Annotated in this window: 18 protein-coding genes; 8 read left to right on the top strand and 10 right to left on the bottom strand. The window is 74.3% G+C overall.

Annotation, left to right across the window (positions count from 1 at the left end; all coding sequences use genetic code 11):
* Positions 1–55: 55 nt before the first annotated feature.
* A complete protein-coding gene (locus tag AL2_RS08345; RefSeq protein WP_067631605.1) occupies positions 56–1,783 on the top strand; it encodes a hypothetical protein in 1,728 nt (575 codons plus the stop codon).
* 50 nt (positions 1,784–1,833) lie between these two features.
* Here AL2_RS08345 and AL2_RS08350 read toward each other — a convergent pair whose 3' ends face one another.
* The 8 genes from AL2_RS08350 to AL2_RS39720 form a co-directional block, all read right to left on the bottom strand.
* The gene (locus AL2_RS08350) at positions 1,834–2,931 is read right to left on the bottom strand and encodes a baeRF3 domain-containing protein (protein WP_067631607.1); all 1,098 of its coding nucleotides are present in this window, start codon (positions 2,929–2,931) and stop codon (positions 1,834–1,836) included.
* 78 nt (positions 2,932–3,009) lie between these two features.
* Entirely contained in the window at positions 3,010–3,669 is a 660-nt protein-coding gene (locus AL2_RS08355) for a response regulator transcription factor (protein ID WP_067631609.1), read from the bottom strand.
* Positions 3,666–4,898, bottom strand: a complete 1,233-nt coding sequence (locus AL2_RS08360) for a sensor histidine kinase (protein WP_245666442.1) — start codon at positions 4,896–4,898, stop codon at positions 3,666–3,668. Before AL2_RS08360 ends, AL2_RS08355 begins: the two co-directional genes overlap by 4 nt.
* Positions 4,899–4,956: 58 nt before the next feature.
* A complete protein-coding gene (locus tag AL2_RS08365) occupies positions 4,957–6,993 on the bottom strand; it encodes a bifunctional copper resistance protein CopD/cytochrome c oxidase assembly protein (protein ID WP_067631611.1) in 2,037 nt (678 codons plus the stop codon).
* Positions 6,986–7,615 carry a copper resistance CopC family protein gene (locus AL2_RS08370; RefSeq protein WP_067631613.1) on the bottom strand — a complete coding sequence of 210 codons (630 nt, stop codon included), beginning with the start codon at positions 7,613–7,615 and terminating at the stop codon, positions 6,986–6,988. Before AL2_RS08370 ends, AL2_RS08365 begins: the two co-directional genes overlap by 8 nt.
* A gap of 104 nt (positions 7,616–7,719) precedes the next feature.
* Positions 7,720–8,817, bottom strand: a complete 1,098-nt coding sequence (locus tag AL2_RS08375; RefSeq protein ID WP_067631615.1) for a DUF5685 family protein — start codon at positions 8,815–8,817, stop codon at positions 7,720–7,722.
* Positions 8,818–8,881: 64 nt separating this feature from the next.
* On the bottom strand, positions 8,882–10,180 hold the full coding sequence (locus AL2_RS08380) for a helix-turn-helix domain-containing protein (protein ID WP_067631617.1): 1,299 nt from the start codon (positions 10,178–10,180) through the stop codon (positions 8,882–8,884).
* A gap of 24 nt (positions 10,181–10,204) precedes the next feature.
* Positions 10,205–10,384 (bottom strand): helix-turn-helix domain-containing protein, encoded by a 180-nt coding sequence (locus AL2_RS39720; RefSeq protein ID WP_157438057.1) that lies wholly within the window; start codon positions 10,382–10,384, stop codon positions 10,205–10,207.
* Positions 10,385–10,457: 73 nt separating this feature from the next.
* On the opposite strand from AL2_RS39720, the gene AL2_RS08385 reads away from it, so the two are divergent.
* From AL2_RS08385 to AL2_RS08410, 6 genes are all read left to right on the top strand, one after another.
* Positions 10,458–11,903, top strand: a complete 1,446-nt coding sequence (locus AL2_RS08385; RefSeq protein ID WP_067631619.1) for an NCS2 family permease — start codon at positions 10,458–10,460, stop codon at positions 11,901–11,903.
* A gap of 125 nt (positions 11,904–12,028) precedes the next feature.
* Positions 12,029–13,192, top strand: coding sequence for a glycerate kinase (locus AL2_RS08390; protein WP_439951360.1), 1,164 nt, complete (start codon positions 12,029–12,031; stop codon positions 13,190–13,192).
* Between the two features lie 115 nt (positions 13,193–13,307).
* A complete protein-coding gene (locus tag AL2_RS08395) occupies positions 13,308–14,117 on the top strand; it encodes an SAM-dependent methyltransferase (protein ID WP_067631621.1) in 810 nt (269 codons plus the stop codon).
* A 150-nt stretch (positions 14,118–14,267) separates the two neighbouring features.
* Entirely contained in the window at positions 14,268–15,383 is a 1,116-nt protein-coding gene (gene ald / locus AL2_RS08400) for an alanine dehydrogenase (protein WP_067631623.1), read from the top strand.
* A 70-nt stretch (positions 15,384–15,453) separates the two neighbouring features.
* Positions 15,454–16,044, top strand: coding sequence for a histidine phosphatase family protein (locus tag AL2_RS08405; protein WP_067631626.1), 591 nt, complete (start codon positions 15,454–15,456; stop codon positions 16,042–16,044).
* Positions 16,045–16,144: 100 nt separating this feature from the next.
* Positions 16,145–16,444: a metal-sensitive transcriptional regulator gene (locus AL2_RS08410; RefSeq protein ID WP_067631628.1), complete on the top strand. Its 300-nt coding sequence runs from the start codon at positions 16,145–16,147 to the stop codon at positions 16,442–16,444.
* Here AL2_RS08410 and AL2_RS08415 read toward each other — a convergent pair whose 3' ends face one another.
* Complete coding sequence (locus AL2_RS08415) at positions 16,445–16,969, bottom strand: MarR family transcriptional regulator (protein ID WP_067631630.1); 525 nt, start codon at positions 16,967–16,969, stop codon at positions 16,445–16,447.
* Positions 16,970–17,084: 115 nt separating this feature from the next.
* Between AL2_RS08415 and AL2_RS08420 the strand changes: the two genes are divergently transcribed.
* Positions 17,085–18,623 carry an MDR family MFS transporter gene (locus AL2_RS08420; protein ID WP_067631632.1) on the top strand — a complete coding sequence of 513 codons (1,539 nt, stop codon included), beginning with the start codon at positions 17,085–17,087 and terminating at the stop codon, positions 18,621–18,623.
* Positions 18,624–18,629: 6 nt separating this feature from the next.
* Here AL2_RS08420 and AL2_RS08425 read toward each other — a convergent pair whose 3' ends face one another.
* Positions 18,630–19,496 carry an oxygenase MpaB family protein gene (locus tag AL2_RS08425; protein WP_067631634.1) on the bottom strand — a complete coding sequence of 289 codons (867 nt, stop codon included), beginning with the start codon at positions 19,494–19,496 and terminating at the stop codon, positions 18,630–18,632.
* Positions 19,497–19,555 lie beyond the last annotated feature (59 nt).

The following is a 19,555-nucleotide window of genomic DNA, read 5'->3' on the forward strand; positions in this document are numbered from 1 at the left end:
AAATCCGGACATCTTCGGCACAAGATCATGACAGGCCGCCGGGACGGTGGGGCGCATGACGCTCGCGACCCTCCCGTCCCGGACGGACGCTCCGAACGCATCGCCCCGCCCGCCCCGCGGGCGTCTCCGCGCGCTGCCGTGGATCCTGGCGGCGGGCGTGCTCGCGCAGGTGGCGATCCGGCTCTGGTTCGCCCGCGCCCGGACGGGACCGGTGGCGAACCCCGACGAGACCGGCTACCTCGCCGCGGCCCGGCTGCTGGCCGGCGGGCCGGGCGCCGACCTTTCCGGGAACACCTTCTACCAGGGCGGGTATCCGCTCCTGCTCACCCCGGCGTACTGGCTGTCGCACGACCCGGTGACGGTCTACACGACCGTCCTGGTGATCAACGCCGTGGCGGGCGCGGCGCTGTTCCCGCTCGGGTACGCGGCGGCGCGGCGGTTCGGGCTCGGCCGGCGCGCCGCGCTGCCGCTCGCGTTCGCGGCGGCGCTGCTGCCCGCCACGACGTTCTTCGGCGCGTTCGCGCTCGCGGACGCCGTCCTGCCGGCGCTCGTCCTGGCGTGGCTGCTGCCCCTCGACCGTTTCGCCCGCGGCGGCCGGGCGCGTGACGCGGCCCTCGCGAGCCTGGTCGTGTCCTGCGCCGCGGCGGTCCACACCCGCGGAACGGTGCTGCTCCTCGTGCACGCCCTCACGCTGGCCGCCCTCGCGCTCGGCCGGGGGCGGTGGCGCGGGGCCCTCGCGGGAGGCGGCACGGCTCTCGCCGGGTACGCCGCCGGAGCCGCGCTGAACGGCTGGCTCCGGGCGGAGCTGTACCCGGACGGCGTCCGGGATCTGGCCGGGAACCTCGAAACGAGGCTCACCACGCTTCCAGGTCAGGCGTGGGCGCTGTCCGGGGCCGCCGGGCAGCTCTGGTACCTGATCGTCTCCACCTGGGGGCTGGCCGGGGTGGGGCTGGCGGTCGTGGCCGCGGTGCTGGTGCGGCGGCGCACCCCGATCGCCGACCGGATCATGGCGGCCGCGCTGCTCGCCGCCACCTGCGGGATCGCGTACGCGTCGTCGGCCGCGCTCCCCGACGAGCACCGGGTGGGGAACTTCGCCTACGGCCGCTACCTGGCGTGCCTCGCCCTCGTCTACGCGCTGGCCGGGGCGGCGGCGCTCCTCCGGCCGGGCGCCCGGACGTCCCTCGGGCTGGCGGCGGCGGCCGTCCTCGTCCTGGAGGGGGCCGGGCTCTGGGTCACCGCCTACGCGGGCGAGCGGCTCCGCACCCACGCGTTCATCGCGTTCGACTTCCCCGAGACAACGTTCCTGACCGGCGACCGCGGCGCGATGCATCTGCAGGCGGCCGGGCTCACCGCGATCGGGCTGCTCTGCGCGCTCGCCGTGCTCTCCAGGCTGGGCAGGACGCCCCTGGCGGCCGTCGCCCTGGCCTCGGTCAACCTGGCCGCCCTGACATTCGCCATGGGGCCGTCCCCGCAGCGCGTCCGCCCCGCCCCGCCGCTCCCCGGCCCGGCCGCCGGCGGGGTCGTCGCGGACGTGTCGCTCCACTGGGCGGTCAAGACCAAGGTCGTGTACCCGGTGTGGTGGACGCGCGTCGGCAGGATCGACATCCGCGCCGGCCGCCCGCCCGCGCCCGGCGTCTGCACGGTCCTGGTCCCCCTGCCGGACGGGACGTCCCCGGAGGCGTCCTGGCCCGGGCACCCGGCGGGCTGGCGGCCGCACGCGCGCGAGGACTGGTCGATCGGCTGGGCGGCCTGGCACGACCCGGCCTGCGGGACGGGTCGGTAGCAGGTGACCGGGTCAGTAGCGGGTGACCGGGTCAGTAGCGGGTGAGCAGGTCAGTAGCGGGTGACCAGGGCGATGCGGCCGTGGTCGACGAGGAAGCCGTCGGAGACGAAGGTGACCTCGCCGCCGTACTCCAGCACCGTCTCGATGACGTCGTCCACGGCGTCGTCGACGACGTCCGCGCCCTTGAGGACGCCGGGCATGCCGTCCACCGGGACCAGTTCGCCGCGGGTCTTCACCGCGGGCGCGTAGTAGCCGCGCTCCACGACCAGGTGCTCGCCGCGCCCCGCCTCGGCCAGCGGCGTGACCTCGCACAGGCCGCCCGCGTACCGCTGGATGCTGCGCGCGGCCTCCAGCTCCGCCAGCACGCCGACCTCGCGGAGGTCCTCGTAGGCGGCGAGCGCCGGACGGGCCGCCTCGGCGAGCGCGCCGGCCGCGGCGCCCTCGAAGCTGCCGTCGACGCGTCCCGCCACGGTGATGTGCGGCCCGGCCACCTCGTCGAAGAACGCCTGGTGCCGGGTGACGCCGGCGACGATCAGCGGGCGGCGGTCGCGGGCGAGGACCCGGTCGAGGGCGGCCACCACGTCCCGCATGGCCTGGCGCTGCCGCTCGCCGTCGCCGCCCTGCGCGGCGCGCCGCGACTGCCGCCCGGAGCCGGCCTCGTCGAGCGGCGCGGGCACGATCGGGAACCCGCCGCCGGTGCGCTCGGTCAGCTCCTCGCCGTGGCCGTCCCACAGCCGGGTCCGGTGGTCCGACAGCGACAGCAGCCAGTAGCGCGCGCTGCGGGTGTAGGCGGCGACGAGGTCGCGGGTCGCGAACCCGGTGTCCACGACGACCCGCTCGTCCACGGGCTGGCCGATCGTGAACGCGTGGTGCTCCCCGTCTGGCGCGGCGAACAGCACGAGCCCGTCGGAGGCGTGCCGCAGGTCGACCTCCCCCGCGGCGCGCTCCAGCCCGCGGACGACCTGGTCGGCGGCGTCCGGCGCGACCCGGGAGTCGTCGTGCAGCCGGCGCCGCACCTCGGAGAGGAGGTTGCGCAGCCTGATCGGGTCCTGCCGGTTGTCCGGGACGGACCGGTGCGTCGGCATCAGCACCGACACCGCCGGGTAGGCGCGCGGCTTGCGCAGCTCGGACAGGGTAACGGCGTCCATGATCCCCCGATCGGTCAGCCTTGTTACTTCTTGTCTCATTTGTAGCTACCAGCAGGTAAAACAGGCGTAAGCGGGCCCTCAGCCGGGGGTGATGAAGGACGTTTCGTAGGCGAGGATCACGGCCTGGGTGCGGTCGCGGGCCTGGAGTTTGGCGAGGATGTTGCCGACGTGCGTCTTCACCGTCTGCGGGCTCACGAACAGGTCCTGCGCGATCTCGGCGTTCGAGCGGCCCTTGGCCATCAGCCGCAGCACGTCGCCCTCCCGCTCGGTGAGCCGCTCGTGCCAGCGCGCACCGCCCGCCCCGCCGCCTCCGGACGGGCCGTGCCGCGCGGCCAGCTCCCGGATCGCCGCCGGGAACAGCAGGCTGTCGCCGTGCGCGACCATCCGGATCGCCTGCAGGATCTCCTCCGGCCGCGCCCGCTTGAGCAGGAAGCCGTGCGCGCCGGCCTTCAGCGCGTCGTAGACGTACTCGTCGTTCTCGAACGTGGTGACGACGATGATCCGCGGCGGCTCCGGCACCGTCTCCAGGATGCGGCGGGTCGCCTGGATGCCGTCCAGCCGCGGCATCCGCACGTCCATGAGGATCACGTCGGGGCGCAGCCGGCGCACCTCGCCCGGCACCTCCGACCCGTCGGACGCCTCGCCGACCACCGCCAGGTCGTCCTCGGCGTCGATGATGGCGGCGAGGCCCGCCCGGATCAGCCGCTCGTCGTCGACCAGCAGAACCTTGATCGTCATGTTCCGGACCTTAGCGGCAGCGAGACGCGGAACCGCCAGGCGTCCCCGTCGGCCCCGGCGGTCATGTCGCCGCGCAGCACGGTGACGCGCTCGCGCACCCCGGCGAGGCCCCGGCCGCCGCCGTGGTCGGCGCCGTCGCCCCGGTGCGCGCCGAGCGGGTTGCTCATCTCCATCTCCAGCCTCTCCCCGGCGATGCCGAGCCGCAGCCGCACCGGGACCTTCCCGGCGTGCCGCAACGCGTTCGTCAGCCCCTCCTGGACGATCCGGTACGCCTCCCGCGACACCGCGGCCGGGACATGCTCCACCTCCGGGCCCACCTCCGCGTCGAGCTTCACGCCCGCGATCCGGGTCTGCTCCAGCAGCCGCCCCAGGTCCTTCAGCGTGGCCTGCGGCGCGGGACGGGACGCGTCCTCCCGCAGCAGCCCCAGCACATGGTCGAGGTCCTCCAGCGCGGCGCGGGCCGACTCCTCGATCGCGCCGAGCGCCTCCCGGGCGAACGCCGGGTCGCTGTCGAGGACGCGTCCGGCCGCCCCGGCCTGCAGGGTCACCACGCTGAGCGCGTGCCCCACCGAGTCGTGCAGCTCCCTGGCCAGCCGGTTGCGCTCGGCCAGCTTGACGGCCCTGGCCTCCGCGGCGGCGAGCCGCTCGGCGGCGGACGGGCCGAGGAGCCGCGGCGCGAGCCGGGACAGCAGTTCCCCCGCGGCGACGATGAGCGCCAGCAGCACCGCCAGCGACACCAGCCCGATCAGCGGCGCCGGCCACTGGGGCCAGTCGCGCTGCCACCCCCAGGCGGCCAGGAACCGGGTGTCCCAGGTCACCATCGGCGCGAGGATCACCACGACGGTGAACGGCGGGACCGCCAGGCTGAGTCCGCTGACCACCACGCCGGCGCCGAGGTGCAGGACGAACCAGGCGGCGGCCCTGATCCGGCTCTCCCATGAGCGCGCCGATCCGGGCGCGAGCGCCGCGGCGGGCCCCCCGAGCAGTTCCTTGGCGAGCGAGCCCTCCAGCAGCCGGACCGTCGGGACGAGCCCCGTCACGAACGTCGCCGCCCCCGGCAGCACGAGCAGCATGAGCACGGCGGTCACGACGGTGTTGCCCGTCGGCAGCACCGGGCTGAGGGTCATCGCGAGGAACCAGTACGGCATCAGCAGCGCGCCGCCCACCACGAGGTGGGCCCAGCGGCGCCAGGTCGTCCGCTCGATCAGCGGCCGGAACACGCGAATCACACGACGATCCTGGCAGACGCGGCCCCGGACCCCCTCCCCCGCGAGAGGGAGTGCGGTCCTACGCCCTGCCCTGCTCCTCGGCCGCGGCCTTGTCCCGTTCGGCGAGCTTGGCCAGGCGGGCGTTGTAGACGGCCAGGTCGTCGTCCTCGGAGCGGCCGCCGGGCTTGGCGGCGCGGTCGGCCCTGCGGTCCATGCGCCGCGCCTGCCGCTGGTCGTCGGCGTACCACTGGAACGCCATCACGAGCAGGACGATGAACGTCGGGATCTCCCCGAACCCCCAGGCGATCGCGCCGCCGGTGTGCTGGTCGTGCAGCGTCGTGGTGCCCCACGGCGGGTCGACGGCCCCGTACCAGCCGCGCGCCAGCGCCTGGCTCATGCTCATCAGGGCGATGCCGAAGAAGGCGTGGAACGGCATCGTGACGAACAGCAGGAGGAGCCGGCCGGGGTAGGGCAGCTTCCTCGGCGCCGGGTCGACGCCGAGCAGGACCCAGAAGAACAGCGACCCGGCCGCGAGGAAGTGCATCATCATCGCGATGTGGCCGAGGTGGTTGCGCATCGCCGCCGCGAACAGCGGCGTGAAGTACAGCGCGAAGGTGCTCACCACGAAGATGACGGTCGCGATCCCGGGATGGGCGATGAACGCGAGGTAGCGGCTGTGCAGCAGCGCGGTCAGCCACTCGCGCGGGCCGCGGTCGCCGCGCACCCGGGCGGGCTTCAGCGCGCGCAGCGCCAGCGTCACCGGCGCGCCGACGACCAGGAAGATCGGCGTCAGCATGTTCAGCACCATGTGCTGCGCCATGTGCACGCTGAACAGGATCGGCGCGTACTTGGCGACGCCGGTCTGCGTGACGGCGACGATGGTGACGAGTCCCACGCACCACGCGGCGGTGCGTCCCATCGGCCAGGAGTCGCCGCGCCGCCGCAGCCGGACGACGGCGCCGAGGTAGAGGCCGCCGAGGACGGCGACGAGGGCGGCGAAGAACAGGTCGAACTGCCAGAGCGTCAGCAGCCGCAGCGGCGTGACCTCGGGCGGCATGTCGTAGCCGAGCAGCGACCTGACCGCGGACTCCGGCTCGGCCGGCGCGGGCGGCGCGGTCCGCGCCAGCGCGACGGCGAGGCCCATGGTGGCCGCCATCACCGCGGCCTCGACGGACGCGAACCGGGCGAACGCCCCCGGCTTGCGGTCCTGGAGGGCGGGCAGCGTCCGGGTCCGGTGCCACCAGCCGAACCAGCCGAGCACCCCGAACGCGATGATCTTGCCGAGGGCGAGCCGCCCGTAGTTCGTGGTCGCCAGCTCGGCGGGATCGGGCAGCCGGGCGACCACGTTCACCAGGCCGCTGGCGCCGACGGTGATGTAGCACCACAGGGCCATGCGGCTGAACCGCTCGGCCATGATCGGCAGCCGGTCGCGGCGGAGCAGCGCGTGCACGCCGACGATGGCGAGCCCGCCGACCCAGGGCGCGACGGCGGCGACGTGCAGCGCGACGCCGGTCGTGGCGGTGGCGTGGTTGGCGGCCGAGGCCGAGTGCCCGGTCAGCGGGGCGGGCAGCAGCGCGATCCCGGCCATGGCGAGCAGCCCGAACGCGGCGGCGGGCGTGGTGGTGGTGCGCGCCAGCAGCGCCACCACCACGGCCAGCAGCACCACGAGCATGAGGGCGGTGCCCTGCGGCAGCGAGCCGACGTAGCTGCTCAGCTCGCTGCCGGTGAGGACCTCCCCGGCCGGCTGGCCGAGGACGTCCGCGACGGTGAAGACCAGGGTGGCCGCCGCGGCGGCGGCCCACCCGGCGGCGAGCCAGGACGCGGCGTTCAGGTAGCCGGTCGCGTCCCCGGACAGCCGGGTGGCGCCGCGCCCGCCCTCGAACGGCAGGAACGCGGCGGCGGCCAGCAGGGCGCCGACGGTCAGCGCGGACAGCAGGTCCATGGCCACCCGGGCGGCGGGCAGCCCCCACCGGGTGAGGGCGCCGGCGTCGCCGAGGCCGGGGATGACCTTCTCGGTGACCGAGCCGCCGAGGACGAGCCCGGCCACCAGCAGCGCGGCGGCCGCCGCCGCGGCGGCCGCGGCGGCCCGCCAGACGCCCAGGCTGCCCTTACTCACTTCCGGTTGCCGCCTGGTGCTTGCGCTTGGCGCGGTACACGATGCCGACGCCGATGCCGACGCCGGCGAGGAGGCCGACGATGATCAGCACCCAGAGGACCGCGCCGGAGCCGGAGTCATCCTGCTCGGCGGCCTGCTCCTGGTCGACCTTGAGCGGCTGCTCGTTGGCGGTGGCGGCGTCGCCCGTCTGCTCCTCGACGCCGACCCCGCCGGCGGACGGCGCGGGCGCGGCGGCCTCGCCCCCGGCGGCGGTGAACGTCAGGTCGTCGCTCTCGATCGGGTGCCCGTCCTCGCCGACGACCCGGTAGGCCACCGTGTAGGACCCGTCGGGCAGCGGCCCCGTCAGCCGCTGCGTCACCGTCGTGCCGGAGCGTTCCGCCTCGCCGGACTGGTACGTCTTGTTCTGGGCGTCCTTGACGACCACCTTCGCCAGGCTGATCTTGTCGCTGAAGACCAGCTTCACCTCGGTGACCGACTCCGCCGACGCGCCCTTGCCGGGCGTGCTTCCGACGAGCCGGGTGTGCGCCAGCGCGGGAGGGGCGGTCAGGGCGCCGAGGACGAGGGCGAGGGCGGCGACGACGCCGAGACGGCGCACGGGCCGGCGGGGCTTGTGCATGTTCATGGAGGGCCGGGTTCTCTTGTGAGTTGAAGGGCTTCATCTACCCTACTGAGCCCGCCACCATGGCACGTCCCGGGTCGCCGAGTGCCGCGATCCGGTGAAAACGATCAGCTGCAGTCGCAGCAGCAGCCGTCGCAGCAGTCGCAGTCGCAGCAGTCGCCGCAGTCGCCGCAGCCGCTGCAGCCGTCGTCGCAGTTGCGCGTGCACCAGCAGCGGTCGCCGCACGAGCTCCCGTGGTGCTCGCTCCACTCCGGCTGGAAGACGCCGCAGGTGCCGCACACGAGCGCACCGGTGAAGCACGGCACCGGCCATCCGGGGCGCGGCGGCCGGGGCCCGTGCTTCGACAGGCTCTCCGGGCCGGCGAAGACCCGGTCGACGGAGCGGCCCACCTCGCGGTCCAGCAGTGCCCGGACGAGCCGCGGCCGCTCCAGCTCCAGGTCGGCGAGGGCGAGGCGGAGCCCGTGCAGGGCGTCGTCCGCGTGCCGCCGGGCCTCGCCGAGGGTGGTACCGGTGGCCAGGAGCGGGTTGTAGGCGCCGGCCGCCCGGTCGTCCGCGAGGTCCTCGACCGCGTCGATCAGGTGCGCGAGGCGGCCGAAGAATCGGCCCGCCTCGGCGAGCGTCTCGGCGTTGGCCTCCGCGCCGGCGATGACGGCCGTGTGCGCGAAGACGGCGGCGACGGCGGTCTCCGTGGGCTCGGTCAGGTCGAGCAGCCCGAGGCCGGGCGCCGCCTCCAGGGCGGGCTGGCGCGCGACGGCCTCGCGCAGCACCGACGGGTCGAAGCCGACCGCCGCGCCCGTCCGCTCGCCCGCCGCGTCCCAGCGGCCGGCCATCCGCCCGGCCGCGGCGGCGACCAGGCGGCGCCGGTACGGACCGTCGCCGTCCGCGACATGGTCGCGCGTCTTGCCCGCCGCGAGCAGCAGCGACGCGGCGGCGGCCAGCCGCGCGCCCTGCGCCTTCGCGGTGACGACCTCCGCGGTCTTCATGCCGCGCAGCGCGCACGGCCCGGCCTTGCGGCGCGGCGGCGGCTCCGGCGCCTGCGCCTCGACCAGGACCGACACCAGCAGCCCGTCGTAGTTGGTGACGAGCCGCGCGGCCTGGCCGTGCTCGGCCCGCAGTGTCAGGCACAGCCCGCAGAGATGCGCCATCCAGTCCTTGAACAACGACCCGCACAGGACGTGCCTGCATGGCCGCACCACACCGAACACCCGTATCTCCCCACCTCAGGCAACTCGCAGCATTATGGACGCCGCGGCACCCGGGTCGGTTCGGTCAGACCCCCACGCAGGTGAGCGCGCGGCGGTAGGCGGCCATCCGGGGCTCCTCGGTGGGGCCCGCCCCGGCCAGCACCTCGGCGAGGTCGAACCACGCCTGCGCGGCCTCCCGGGACGACTCCATCTGCTCCAGGCAGGTCGCGGCGCGGGTCAGCACCTCGACGGCGCGGTCCCGGCGGCCGAGCCGCACCGACGCCTCGCCGAGCACGGTCAGCGCCCCGGCGGTGGCCCGGCGCGGGGCGTCCCCGAGCAGGTCGAGGGCCTCCTCGGCGAGGGTCACCGCCTCGGCGGGACGGCCGAGCGCGGTCTCCGCGCGGGCCAGCTCGGTCAGGCACCAGGCGACGTCGATCTCCCCGGAGGAGCTGGCGCTGATCTCGCCGCGCACCCGGGCCAGCAGCTCGCGGGCGCGGGCGGCCTGATCGGGACGCGCGCGCAGCAGCAGCCCGGCGTAGATGACGCGGAGCCGGTTCAGGTCGCGGGGGTCCTCGCCGTCGCCGGCCAGCATCAGCGCCCGCTCGGCCAGCGTGACGCCGTCCTCGTACTCGCCGCGGATCTCCGCGACGTAGGCGGCCTCCCAGTAGGCGACCATCCGCGCCCGGGGGCTGCCGATCCGCTCGGCCCGCTCGACGAGCTGGACGGCGAGCTGGCGGGCCCGGACGAGGTCGCCGCGCTCGATGAACGCGGCGAGCAGCGCCGCGCCGAGGTGCACGGCGGCGTCGGTGGAGTCGGCGCCGGTCGCGATGAGGTGCCGCAGCGCGCTCTCGGCCGCCTCGACGCCGGCGCTGACGTCGCCGCGCTCGCGCAGGCAGCGGCTCAGCGCGACGTGCACCTTCGCCCAGTGGTCGAGGTCGGCCTCGGCGGAGGCCTCCTCGGTCAGCGCCGCCAGCCCGGCGATCGCCTCCTCCAGCTCGCCGGCGGCCCTCAGCGCGAGGGCGTGGCCCCAGCGCGCCTGGTGCAGCATCTCCGGCAGCGCGACCGCGTCGGCGTTCGCGAGGACCTCGGCGAACCGGGCCCGCGCCTCGGCCGCCGCGCCGTTGCTCAGCGCGATCTCGGCGTAGTCGAGCGTGACGCGCAGCTCGTCCACGACGTCCTCGCTGACGCCGCTGACGAGGTAGGTCGCCGAGCAGTTCAGCTTCCCGGCCAGCAGCTCGACCACGCTCGGGGCCGGCACCCGCTTGTCGCTCTCGATCAGCGAGATGTAGCTGTCGGACAGCTCGGGGAACGCCAGCTGCGCCTGGCTCACGCCCTGCCGGATCCGCAGGGCGCGGATCCGCTGCCCCAGTGTCTCCCGATCCATCGTGTGACCACCGCCTACAAGTTTTCACCACAGGGTGCTCGCCGCGCGCCGGGCGAGGAAGAAGCCGACTCGATCCCCAAGTGTGCCGATGTCCCGGCCGGTCAGGCCCGCGATTCGCCGTATTCGGTACCGAAGCGTGTTCGAATTCGCACCAGCGCAGGCTATAGCGGACGCCCCGCCCCCGTCACGCTCCGGAGTCCGCACCGGCTAACCTGTGCCTCGCCCGAATCCGGACCACGCCGCCGGAACAACCGCCGCGCAGAGATGAGCGCCCGCCATGTCCAAGATCAATACCGGGAAGACCGACGAATCGCCGCCGGCCGGCGGGGGCGGGCCGCTGGAGCGGCTGTTCGACCTCCGGGGGCGCGATACGACCGTCGCGCGCGAGCTGCGCGGCGGGGTCACCACGTTCTTCGCGATGGCCTACATCATCCTGCTGAACCCGATCATCCTCGGCGGGGCGAAGGACGTCACCGGCGCGACGCTGTCGATCCCGCAGCTGACCACGATGACCGCGCTGTCCGCCGCGATCGCCACGGTGATCATGGGCCTGGTGGGCAACGCGCCGCTGGCGCTCGCCGCGGGCCTCGGCATCAACGCGGTCGTGGCGTTCCAGGCGGCGCCGGTGATGACCTGGCCGCAGGCGATGGGCCTGGTGGTGATCGAGGGCGCGGTGATCGTGGTGCTGGCGCTCACCGGCATCCGCGAGCGGATCATGAACTCGATCCCGCTGGCGCTCAAGCACGCGATCGCGGTCGGCATCGGCGCGTTCATCGCGCTGGTCGGCCTCTACGACTCGGGGTTCGTCACCTCCAGCGCCACCAGCCCGCCGCTGTCCCTCGGCACCGGCGGCCACCTGGAGACGTGGCCGACGCTGGTCTTCGCGCTCACCCTGCTGCTGATGATCGTCCTCTATGTGCGGCGGGTGCCGGGCGCGATCCTGATCAGCATCATCGCCGGGACGGTCGGCGCGGTGCTCATCCAGGAGAACGCGTCCGTCAAGGAGGGCGGCTGGGGCATCGTCACCCCGAACATGCCCGACAAGCTGTTCGCGGCGCCCGACTTCGGGCTCTTCGGGGAGTTCGACCTGTTCGGCGGGTTCGGCCGGGCCGGGATCATCACCGCGCTGGTCGTGCTGTTCACCCTGGTGCTGTCGGGCTTCTTCGACGCGATGGGCACGATCCTCGGGGTCAGCGACGAGGCGGGCCTGCTGGACGAGAAGGGCCAGGTCCCGCGGCTCGGCCGGATCCTGTCGGTGGACGGCCTGTCCGCCGCGTTCGGCGGCGTCACCAGCTCGTCCGCCAACACGGTGTTCGTGGAGTCCGCGGCCGGCGTCGGCGAGGGCGCCCGGACCGGCCTCGCCAACATCGCCACCGGCGCGCTGTTCGCGGTGACGCTGTTCCTCACCCCGCTCGCCGCGACCGTCCCGGCGCAGGCCGCCGCGCCCGCGCTGGTCGTCGTCGGCGCACTGATGATGACGCAGGTCGCGAAGGTGGACTGGACCGACCTGGAGCTGACGATCCCGGCGTTCCTCACCATCATCCTCATGCCGTTCACGTTCTCGATCACCATCGGGATCGGCGGCGGGATGGTCGCCTACGCGCTGATCAAGCTGGCCAAGGGCAAGATCCGCGAGGTGTCGATCTGGCTGTGGCCGGTGGTGGTGCTGTTCCTGATCTTCTTCGCGATCAACCCGATCGAGCAGTGGCTGAACGTGCGCTGACCACCCCGGGAGAACACGGCTCTGCGGCCATTTGAGACTCTCGGACGCGTTTGCGGGTGTCAAATAGTGCCGTCATGGCGTAAGCAGAAGGTAGGGCTTTACCTCCCGGCGTGAAAGGCGTGGCTGTGGTGTCCGCGGACTCTCCCTCCCGTCCGTCTCCGCCAGGTCACGTCCTGCTGGCGCCTGACAGGTTCCCGGGGGCGCTGACCGCGGCGCAGGCGGCCCGGCATCTGGCGGCCGGGCTGCGCCGCGCCCGGCCGGTGGTCCCGCTGGTGGAGCTGCCGGTGGCCGACGGCGGCGAGGGCACCGTGGAGGCCGCGGTGACGGCCGGGTGGCGGCGGGTCGAGGTCGAGGTGTGCGGGCCGACGGGCCGGCCGGTCACCGCGCGGCTGGCGCTGGACGGCCGCAGCGCGGTGGTGGAGCTGGCCGAGGCGTCCGGGCTGCGCCGGCTGCCGGGCGGCAAGCCGCGCCCGCTCACCGCCTCCAGCCTCGGGACGGGCCAGCTGATCGCGCACGCGGTGCGGCTCGGCGCCCGCCGGATCGTGCTCGGCCTCGGCGGCGGCGCCTGCACCGACGGCGGCGCCGGCCTCGTCCAGGGGCTCGGCGGGCGGCTGCTGGACGCGCTCGGCAAGGACCTGCCGCCCGGCGGGGCGGCGCTGCGCTCGCTGCACGCCCTCGACCTGCGCGGCTTGCCGGACCTGTCGGGCGTCGAGGTGGTGGTGGCGGGCGACTCCGCGGGGCCGCTGCTCGGCCGCGGCGGCGCCGCGGCCGTGGACGGCCCGCGCCGCGGCGCGAGCCGCGACGAGGTGCGGGTGCTGGACGCGGGCCTGCGCCGCTGGGCCGACCTCGCGGAGGCGGCGGCGCGCAGCGCGGCCCGCGACCTGCCCGGCGCCGGGACGTCCGGCGGCGTCGGGTTCGCCGCGCTCACCTTCCTCGGCGCGACGATCGAGCCCGGCCCGGCGCTGCTGCTCGACCTGCTGGGGTTCGCCGGGAAGGCGCGCGGCGCACGGCTCGTCGTCACCGGCGAGGGCACCCTCGACACCCGGTCGCTGCGCGGCACCGCGCCGATCCAGGCGGCCCGCGCCGCCGCGCGGGCGGGCGCACCGGTCGTCGCGGTGGCCGGCCGCCGCGCGCTCACCGGCGAGCAGCTCCGCAAGGCGCGGATCCAGGCCGCGTACGCGCTGGCCGACATCGAGCCGGACGAGGAGCGCCGCGTCCGGCGCACCGGGCCGCTGCTGGAGCAGCTGACGGTCGCGATCGCCGACGAGTGGCTTCCGCTGCGCCCGTAGCGTGCAACGTTCCAGCGAACATTCGCCACTTCCAAGACCATCGCGCGGTCATTCGTTTACCATTCGACCGGCGGCGGACTTCGAGAACTCAACAGCGGCACGAGGCGGGCGCGGTATGACCGAAGAGCAGTACGACTGGGCGTCCCTCGGGATCGACACCACGAAGCCGAGCATCGCTCGGACCTACGACGTGGTGTTGCGGGGCAAGGACAACTTCGAGGTCGACCGGGCCTTCGTCAACGAGATCGTGAAGATCATCCCGGAGATCTACGACGTCGCCGCCTACAACCGGGAGATCCTCGGCCGCGGGGTGCGGTACCTGGCCGGCGAGGCGGGCATCCGCCAGTTCCTCGACCTCGGCTCGGGGCTGCCGACCGTGCAGAACACCCACCAGGTCGCGCAGGCCGCCGCGCCAGGCGCGCGGGTGGTCTACGTCGACAACGACCCGATCGTCCTCGCGCACGGGCGGGCGCTGCTGGCGGAGAACGCGAACACGACGGTCATCACCGCAGACCTGCGCGAGCCGGCGAAGATCCTCGCCCACGAGGACGTCCGGCGGCTGATCGACTTCGACCGGCCGGTCGGCGTCATGCTGGTCGGCATCCTGCACCACCTGCACGACGACGAGGACCCGCAGGGCATCGTCGAGACGCTGATGGACGCGGTGCCGTCCGGCAGCCACCTGTTCGTCACGTGCTTCTGCGCGTCCAGCCAGGAGGCCGTCGACGCCGAGGCGCAGTACCAGGGGCTGCTCGGCACCGGCCGGTTCCGGACGCCCGCGGAGATCAGCCGGTACTTCGACGGCCTGGAGCTCCTCGACCCCGGCCTCGTCCCGCTGCCGCTGTGGCGGCCCGAGGGGGAGGTGCCCGCCGAGCTGACCGTCGGCCACCGCCTCATGTACGGGGGGATCGCCCGCAAGCCGTGACCGTGACGGCGCCGGCCCCGTCACCAGGGGCGCTTTACACGGTGTCGTCGACGGGGTCGATGCGTTGACACACTGCTCATGGCCGGAGGCGCGCTCCGGGCCGCACGCTGGAGGCATAGGTCCTGGTCAGCGCTGACGGAGGAGCCCCCGGTGAAGATCGGTGTGCCGCGAGAGATCAAGAACCACGAGTACCGGGTGGCCAGCACGCCGGCGGGCGTGCACGAGCTGACCCGGCACGGCCACGAGGTGTTCGTCGAGCGGGGCGCCGGCCTGGGGTCGGCGATCCCCGACGACGACTACGCCGCCGCGGGCGCCAAGATCCTGGACGGCCCGGACGAGGTGTGGGCCGAGGGCGACCTGATCCTCAAGGTCAAGGAGCCGGTCGCGCCGGAGTACCACCGGATGCGCCGCGGCCAGGTCCTGTTCACCTACCTGCACCTCGCCGCGTCCCGCGCGTGCACCGACGCGCTGCTGGCGGCCGGCGTCACCGCGATCGCCTACGAGACCGTCCAGCTGCCGGACCGCTCGCTGCCGCTGCTCGCCCCCATGTCGGAGGTCGCCGGGCGGCTCGCCCCGCAGGTCGGCGCGTACAACCTGATGGCGTCCAACGGCGGGCGCGGCGTGCTGCCGGGCGGCGTGCCCGGTGTCGCGCCCGCCAGGGTCGTCGTCATCGGCGGCGGCGTGTCCGGCCTCAACGCGGCGCAGATCGCCGTCGGGATGGGCGCGGACGTGACCGTCCTGGACGTGAACGTCGACCGCCTCCGCCGCATCGACGCCATCTACCAGGGCCGCCTCCGGACCCTCGTGTCCAGCGCCTACACGGTCGAGCAGGAGGCGCGCGCCGCCGACCTCGTCATCGGCGCCGTGCTGATCCCCGGCGCCCGCGCGCCCAAGCTGATCTCCAACGACCTGGTCGCCGGCATGAAGGCCGGATCCGTCCTGGTGGACATCGCCATCGACCAGGGCGGCTGCTTCGAGGACTCCCGTCCCACCACGCACGCGGACCCGACCTACACGGTGCACGGCTCGATCTTCTACTGCGTGGCGAACATGCCCGGCTCGGTCCCGAACACCTCCACCTACGCCCTCACCGGCGTCACGCTCCCCTACGCCGTCCAGATCGCCGGCAAGGGCTGGCAGGGCGCCCTCCGGTCGAACGGCGCCCTGGCCCGCGGCCTCAACACGCACGCCGGCGAACTCGTCTACGACCACGTCGCCGAGGCCCACGGCCTGCCCTACACGCCCCTCGCCTCGATCCTGGACTGACAGATCTCACCCTCGCCCTCCCCCGTCCCGGGGGTTCCGGGACGCCGCCGCGGCGGGTAGACACTCCACCATGGGTGAGCTGATCTTGGTGCGGCACGGGGAGACGGAGTGGAGCCGGGCGCGCCGGCACACGGGGCTGACGGACCTGCCGCTGACGGCGCGCGGCGAGGAGCAGGCGCGGGCGCTGCGCGGGGCGCTCAAGGGCCGGCGCATCGCGCGGACGCTGGTCAGCCCGGCCGAGCGGGCGCGGCGGACCGCCGAGCTGGCCGGGCTCCCCGTGGACGACGTCGACCCCGGCCTGTGGGAGTGGGACTACGGCGGCTACGAGGGGATCAGCACGGCCGACATCCGCAAGGAGCGGCCCGGCTGGTTCCTGTGGGACGACGGGGTGGTCCCGGGCGGCGCCGGCCATCCGGGCGAGACCGTCGAGCAGGTCGGCGCGCGGGCCGACGCGGTGCTCGCGAGGGTGGGGCCGCTCCCGGCGGAGGGCGACGTCGCGCTCGTCGCGCACGGGCACTTCCTGCGGGTGCTGACGGCGCGCTGGCTCGGCCTGGAGCCCGCGCTGGGACGGCTGTTCGCGCTCGCCACCGGGACGCTGTCGGTGCTCGGCACCGAGCACGACCGGCCGGTCATCAGCGCCTGGAACGTCCCGGCGCCGTAGCCCGGGGCCGCGGTCCGCGCCAGCGCATAAGGTACCTGTTGGGGGATGTCCCCCAGGGGTACCCGGGCGTGCGCCCTCGGAAGGATTGCGGAGGACGGCAATGGCGACCAGCGAGACCCCCACCCGCGGGTACACCGCCACGAAGGACCAGCTGCAGACCCGGCTGGCCCGGATCGAGGGACAGGTGCGCGGCATCGACCGGATGGTCGAGGACGACCGCTACTGCATCGACATCCTCACCCAGATCAGCGCCGTCCAGGCGGCCCTCGACAAGGTGGCGCTCGGCCTGCTGGACGGGCACGTCCGGCACTGCGTGGCGGAGGGCGCCGAGGAGGGCAAGGGGGACGCGATGTCCACCGAGCTGATGGCGGCCGTCGGGCGGCTCATGCGCCGCGGCTGATCACTCGCCGGGGCAGCCCGGTCCCCCGCCGCCGGGGGCGCGCGGCCCGCTGCGCTCCATGTTCTCGGCCAGCGTGCGCCAGCCGTGCAGGAAGTGCCGCCGCTCCGTCGGGGTGAGCGTCTCCAGCGTGGTCCGCAGCGGGCGCAGCCGGCGCCAGGCGAACCGCTCGATCGTCTCGCGGTGCGCCTCGGCCAGGCTGACGATCATGCGGCGGCGGTCCCGCTCGTCCGGCCGCCGCTCGACGAAGCCGCCGCGCTGCAGCTCGCCGACCAGCTGGCTGACCGTGGCGGGGCTGAGCGCCATGTGCCGGGCGAGGACGCCCACGGGCGCCGGGCCGTGCAGGACGAGCTGCATCAGCGCGGGCACGTGCCGGGGCCCGAGCCCGGCGGCCTTCACGCGGCGGATGAGGTCCTCGGCCTCGGCGTGCCCGCCCTTCATTCCGCGCACCGTCCGGCCCATGAGCTGGACCATCGCCTCCAGATCGGCGTCGATCGACGCGTCGGTGGCGAAGCGATCCTCGGACATACCTTGAAGTTCAACACATATCGTGATGCACTGCAAAATATTGAACTTCAAGGTGTTTCACGTCTTGAGCCGCGGGGACTCGGGGCTACCGGAACTTCTGGCAAGGGGGACGACCATGGCCGAAAGTCCGTCCACCAAGGTGGCGCCGCCGGGCGGCTCCGGCGGCGGTGAGCGGCTCGACCGGCAGACGATCGTGCTCGGCCTCGTGATCGTGGCCGGCACGCTGATGGCGATCCTGGACACCACGATCGTCAACGTGGCGCTGGAGACCCTCGGGCGCGACTTCGCCACGGACCTGTCCACGATCCAGTGGGTCATCACCGGCTACCTGCTGGCCATGGGCAGCGTCATCCCGCTCACCGGCTGGGCCGTCGACAGGTTCGGCGGCCGGCGGGTGTGGCTGACGTCGATCGTGCTCTTCGTGGCCGGGTCGGTGCTGTCCGGCCTGGCGTGGAACATCGGGTCGCTGATCGTCTTCCGGGTGCTGCAGGGGCTCGGCGGCGGCATGCTGATGCCGACCGGCATGGCGATCCTGACGATGGCGGCCGGGCCGCGCCGGCTCGGCCGGATCATGAGCATCGTCGGCGTCCCGATGCTGCTCGGCCCCGTCCTCGGCCCGGTGATCGGCGGCTGGCTGGTCGAGGACGTCGACTGGCGGTGGATCTTCTTCGTGAACGTGCCGGTCGGTGTGCTGGCCTTCGCGCTGGCCTGGTGGAAGGTGCCGCGCGGCCGGGGCGAGGGCGGCGCGTCGGCGCTCGACCTGCGCGGGCTGTTCCTGCTGCCGCCCGGGTTCGCGCTGCTGATCTACGGGCTGTCCACCGCGGGCAGCGAGGGCGGCTTCGGCAACTCCAGGACGATCGGCTGGCTGGCCGCCGGCGCCGCCCTGGTCGCCCTCTTCGCGCTGCACAGCCTGCGCCTCCGCGAGCGCGCCCTGATCGACGTGCGGCTGTTCACCGACCGGACGTTCGCGACCGCGTCCGTCGCGGTGTTCCTCGTCGGCATCGCGCTGATGGGCTCGATGCTGCTGATCCCGCTCTTCTACCAGACGGCGCGCGGCGAGGGCGCGTTCAACGCGGGCCTGCTGCTGGCGCCGCAGGGAGTCGGCGCGGCGCTCGCGATGCCGCTGGCCGGCGTCATCACCGACCGGTTCGGCGCCGGCCGCATCGTGCCGGCCGGCATCGTCCTGCTGGTGCTCGGCACCGTCCCGTTCACGATGGTGGAGGCGGACACGTCCTACTGGCTGCTCGGCGGCTCGCTGGTCGTGCGCGGCATCGGGCTCGGCTGCACGATGATGCCGACCATGTCGGCCGCGCTCACGACGCTGCGCCGCGAGGCGGTCTCGCGGGCGAGCAGCACGCTGAACATCATCATGCAGCTCGGCGGGTCGGTCGGCACGGCGCTGCTGGCCGTCATCCTGTCCCGCGAGATCGGCGACCGGATCCCGCAGGCGGCCGGGGCGGGCGGCGCGGGCGGCGTCGGCTCGATCCCGGAGCAGGTGCGGCAGCAGATCGCGCCGAAGCTGGCGGACGCGTTCGGCGCCACGTTCTGGGTGGCGCTGATCCTCACCGCCGCGCTGATCGTCCCGGCGCTGCTGCTGCCGCGCCACGGCGCCGAGCACAACGAGAACGTGGACGCGCCCCCGCCGATGGCGTGAGCCCGGTCAGGACGCGATCGACCAGGTGGCCAGGCCCGTCTCGTGCTCGCGCGTGAGGCGCCTGGCCCGCTGGGCGTCCGGCGAGTACCGGTACCGCTCCGGGACGACATGCGAGGTGCGGTAGAGCCCCTTCAGCGTCAGCGTCGCCGCCAGGTCGGACGTGGGCAGCCCCGGCAGCCCGTACAGGCGGCGGGCCCAGCGCGGCAGCGTCGCGACCGTCAGCGTCCCGACGGCGGGCGCGGCGAGCTTCAGCGGCAGCAGGTGGCGCGGGACGGCCGGGCTGAACATGCGGCGCAGCCCCTCGCGCGCCTCCCGGCACGCCCAGATCCGCCGCCGCATCTCCGCGTAGTACTCCCGCATCTCCGCGACCGTCGCGGGCACGTCCGCCGGGTCGAGCCCGACGACCTCGGCGGCGCGGCGCTGCTCGTCCACGAAGGTGTCGGCGTCCCCGGCGGTGAGCGGGACGCCGGCGCGGCGCGCCACGTCCAGGTAGGAGTCGACCTCGCCCATGTGGACCCAGAGCAGGTTCTCCGGGTCGTCGATCGGGAACGTCTCGCCGGTCCGCATGTCGAGGCCGGTGAGCTTGCCGTGCAGCCGGCGCACGCGGCGGCCCACCCGCTCGACGTCCTCCTCCGTCCCGTAGGTGCGGACGCGGACGAACTCGACGGTCCGGGTCAGCCGCGCCCACGCCGCGGAGGGGTCCATGAGCTCGGAGTTCTGCGCGGTGCCCCACATGGAGCGGGGATGGAGGGCCTGCAGCAGCAGCGCCCGGATCCCGCCGACCATCAGCACGGGCTCGCCCATGACCCGCCAGGTCACCGAGCCGGGCCCGAACAGCCCGTGGTCCGCGCCCACCTCGCTCGAGTCGCGCACGTCGACCGCCTTCCCTTCGCCACAAACCGGACATCAAACGTCCGGCCAGGGTAAACAAG

This window comes from Actinomadura latina NBRC 106108 (genome assembly GCF_001552195.1).
Lineage (GTDB): Bacteria > Actinomycetota > Actinomycetes > Streptosporangiales > Streptosporangiaceae > Spirillospora > Spirillospora latina.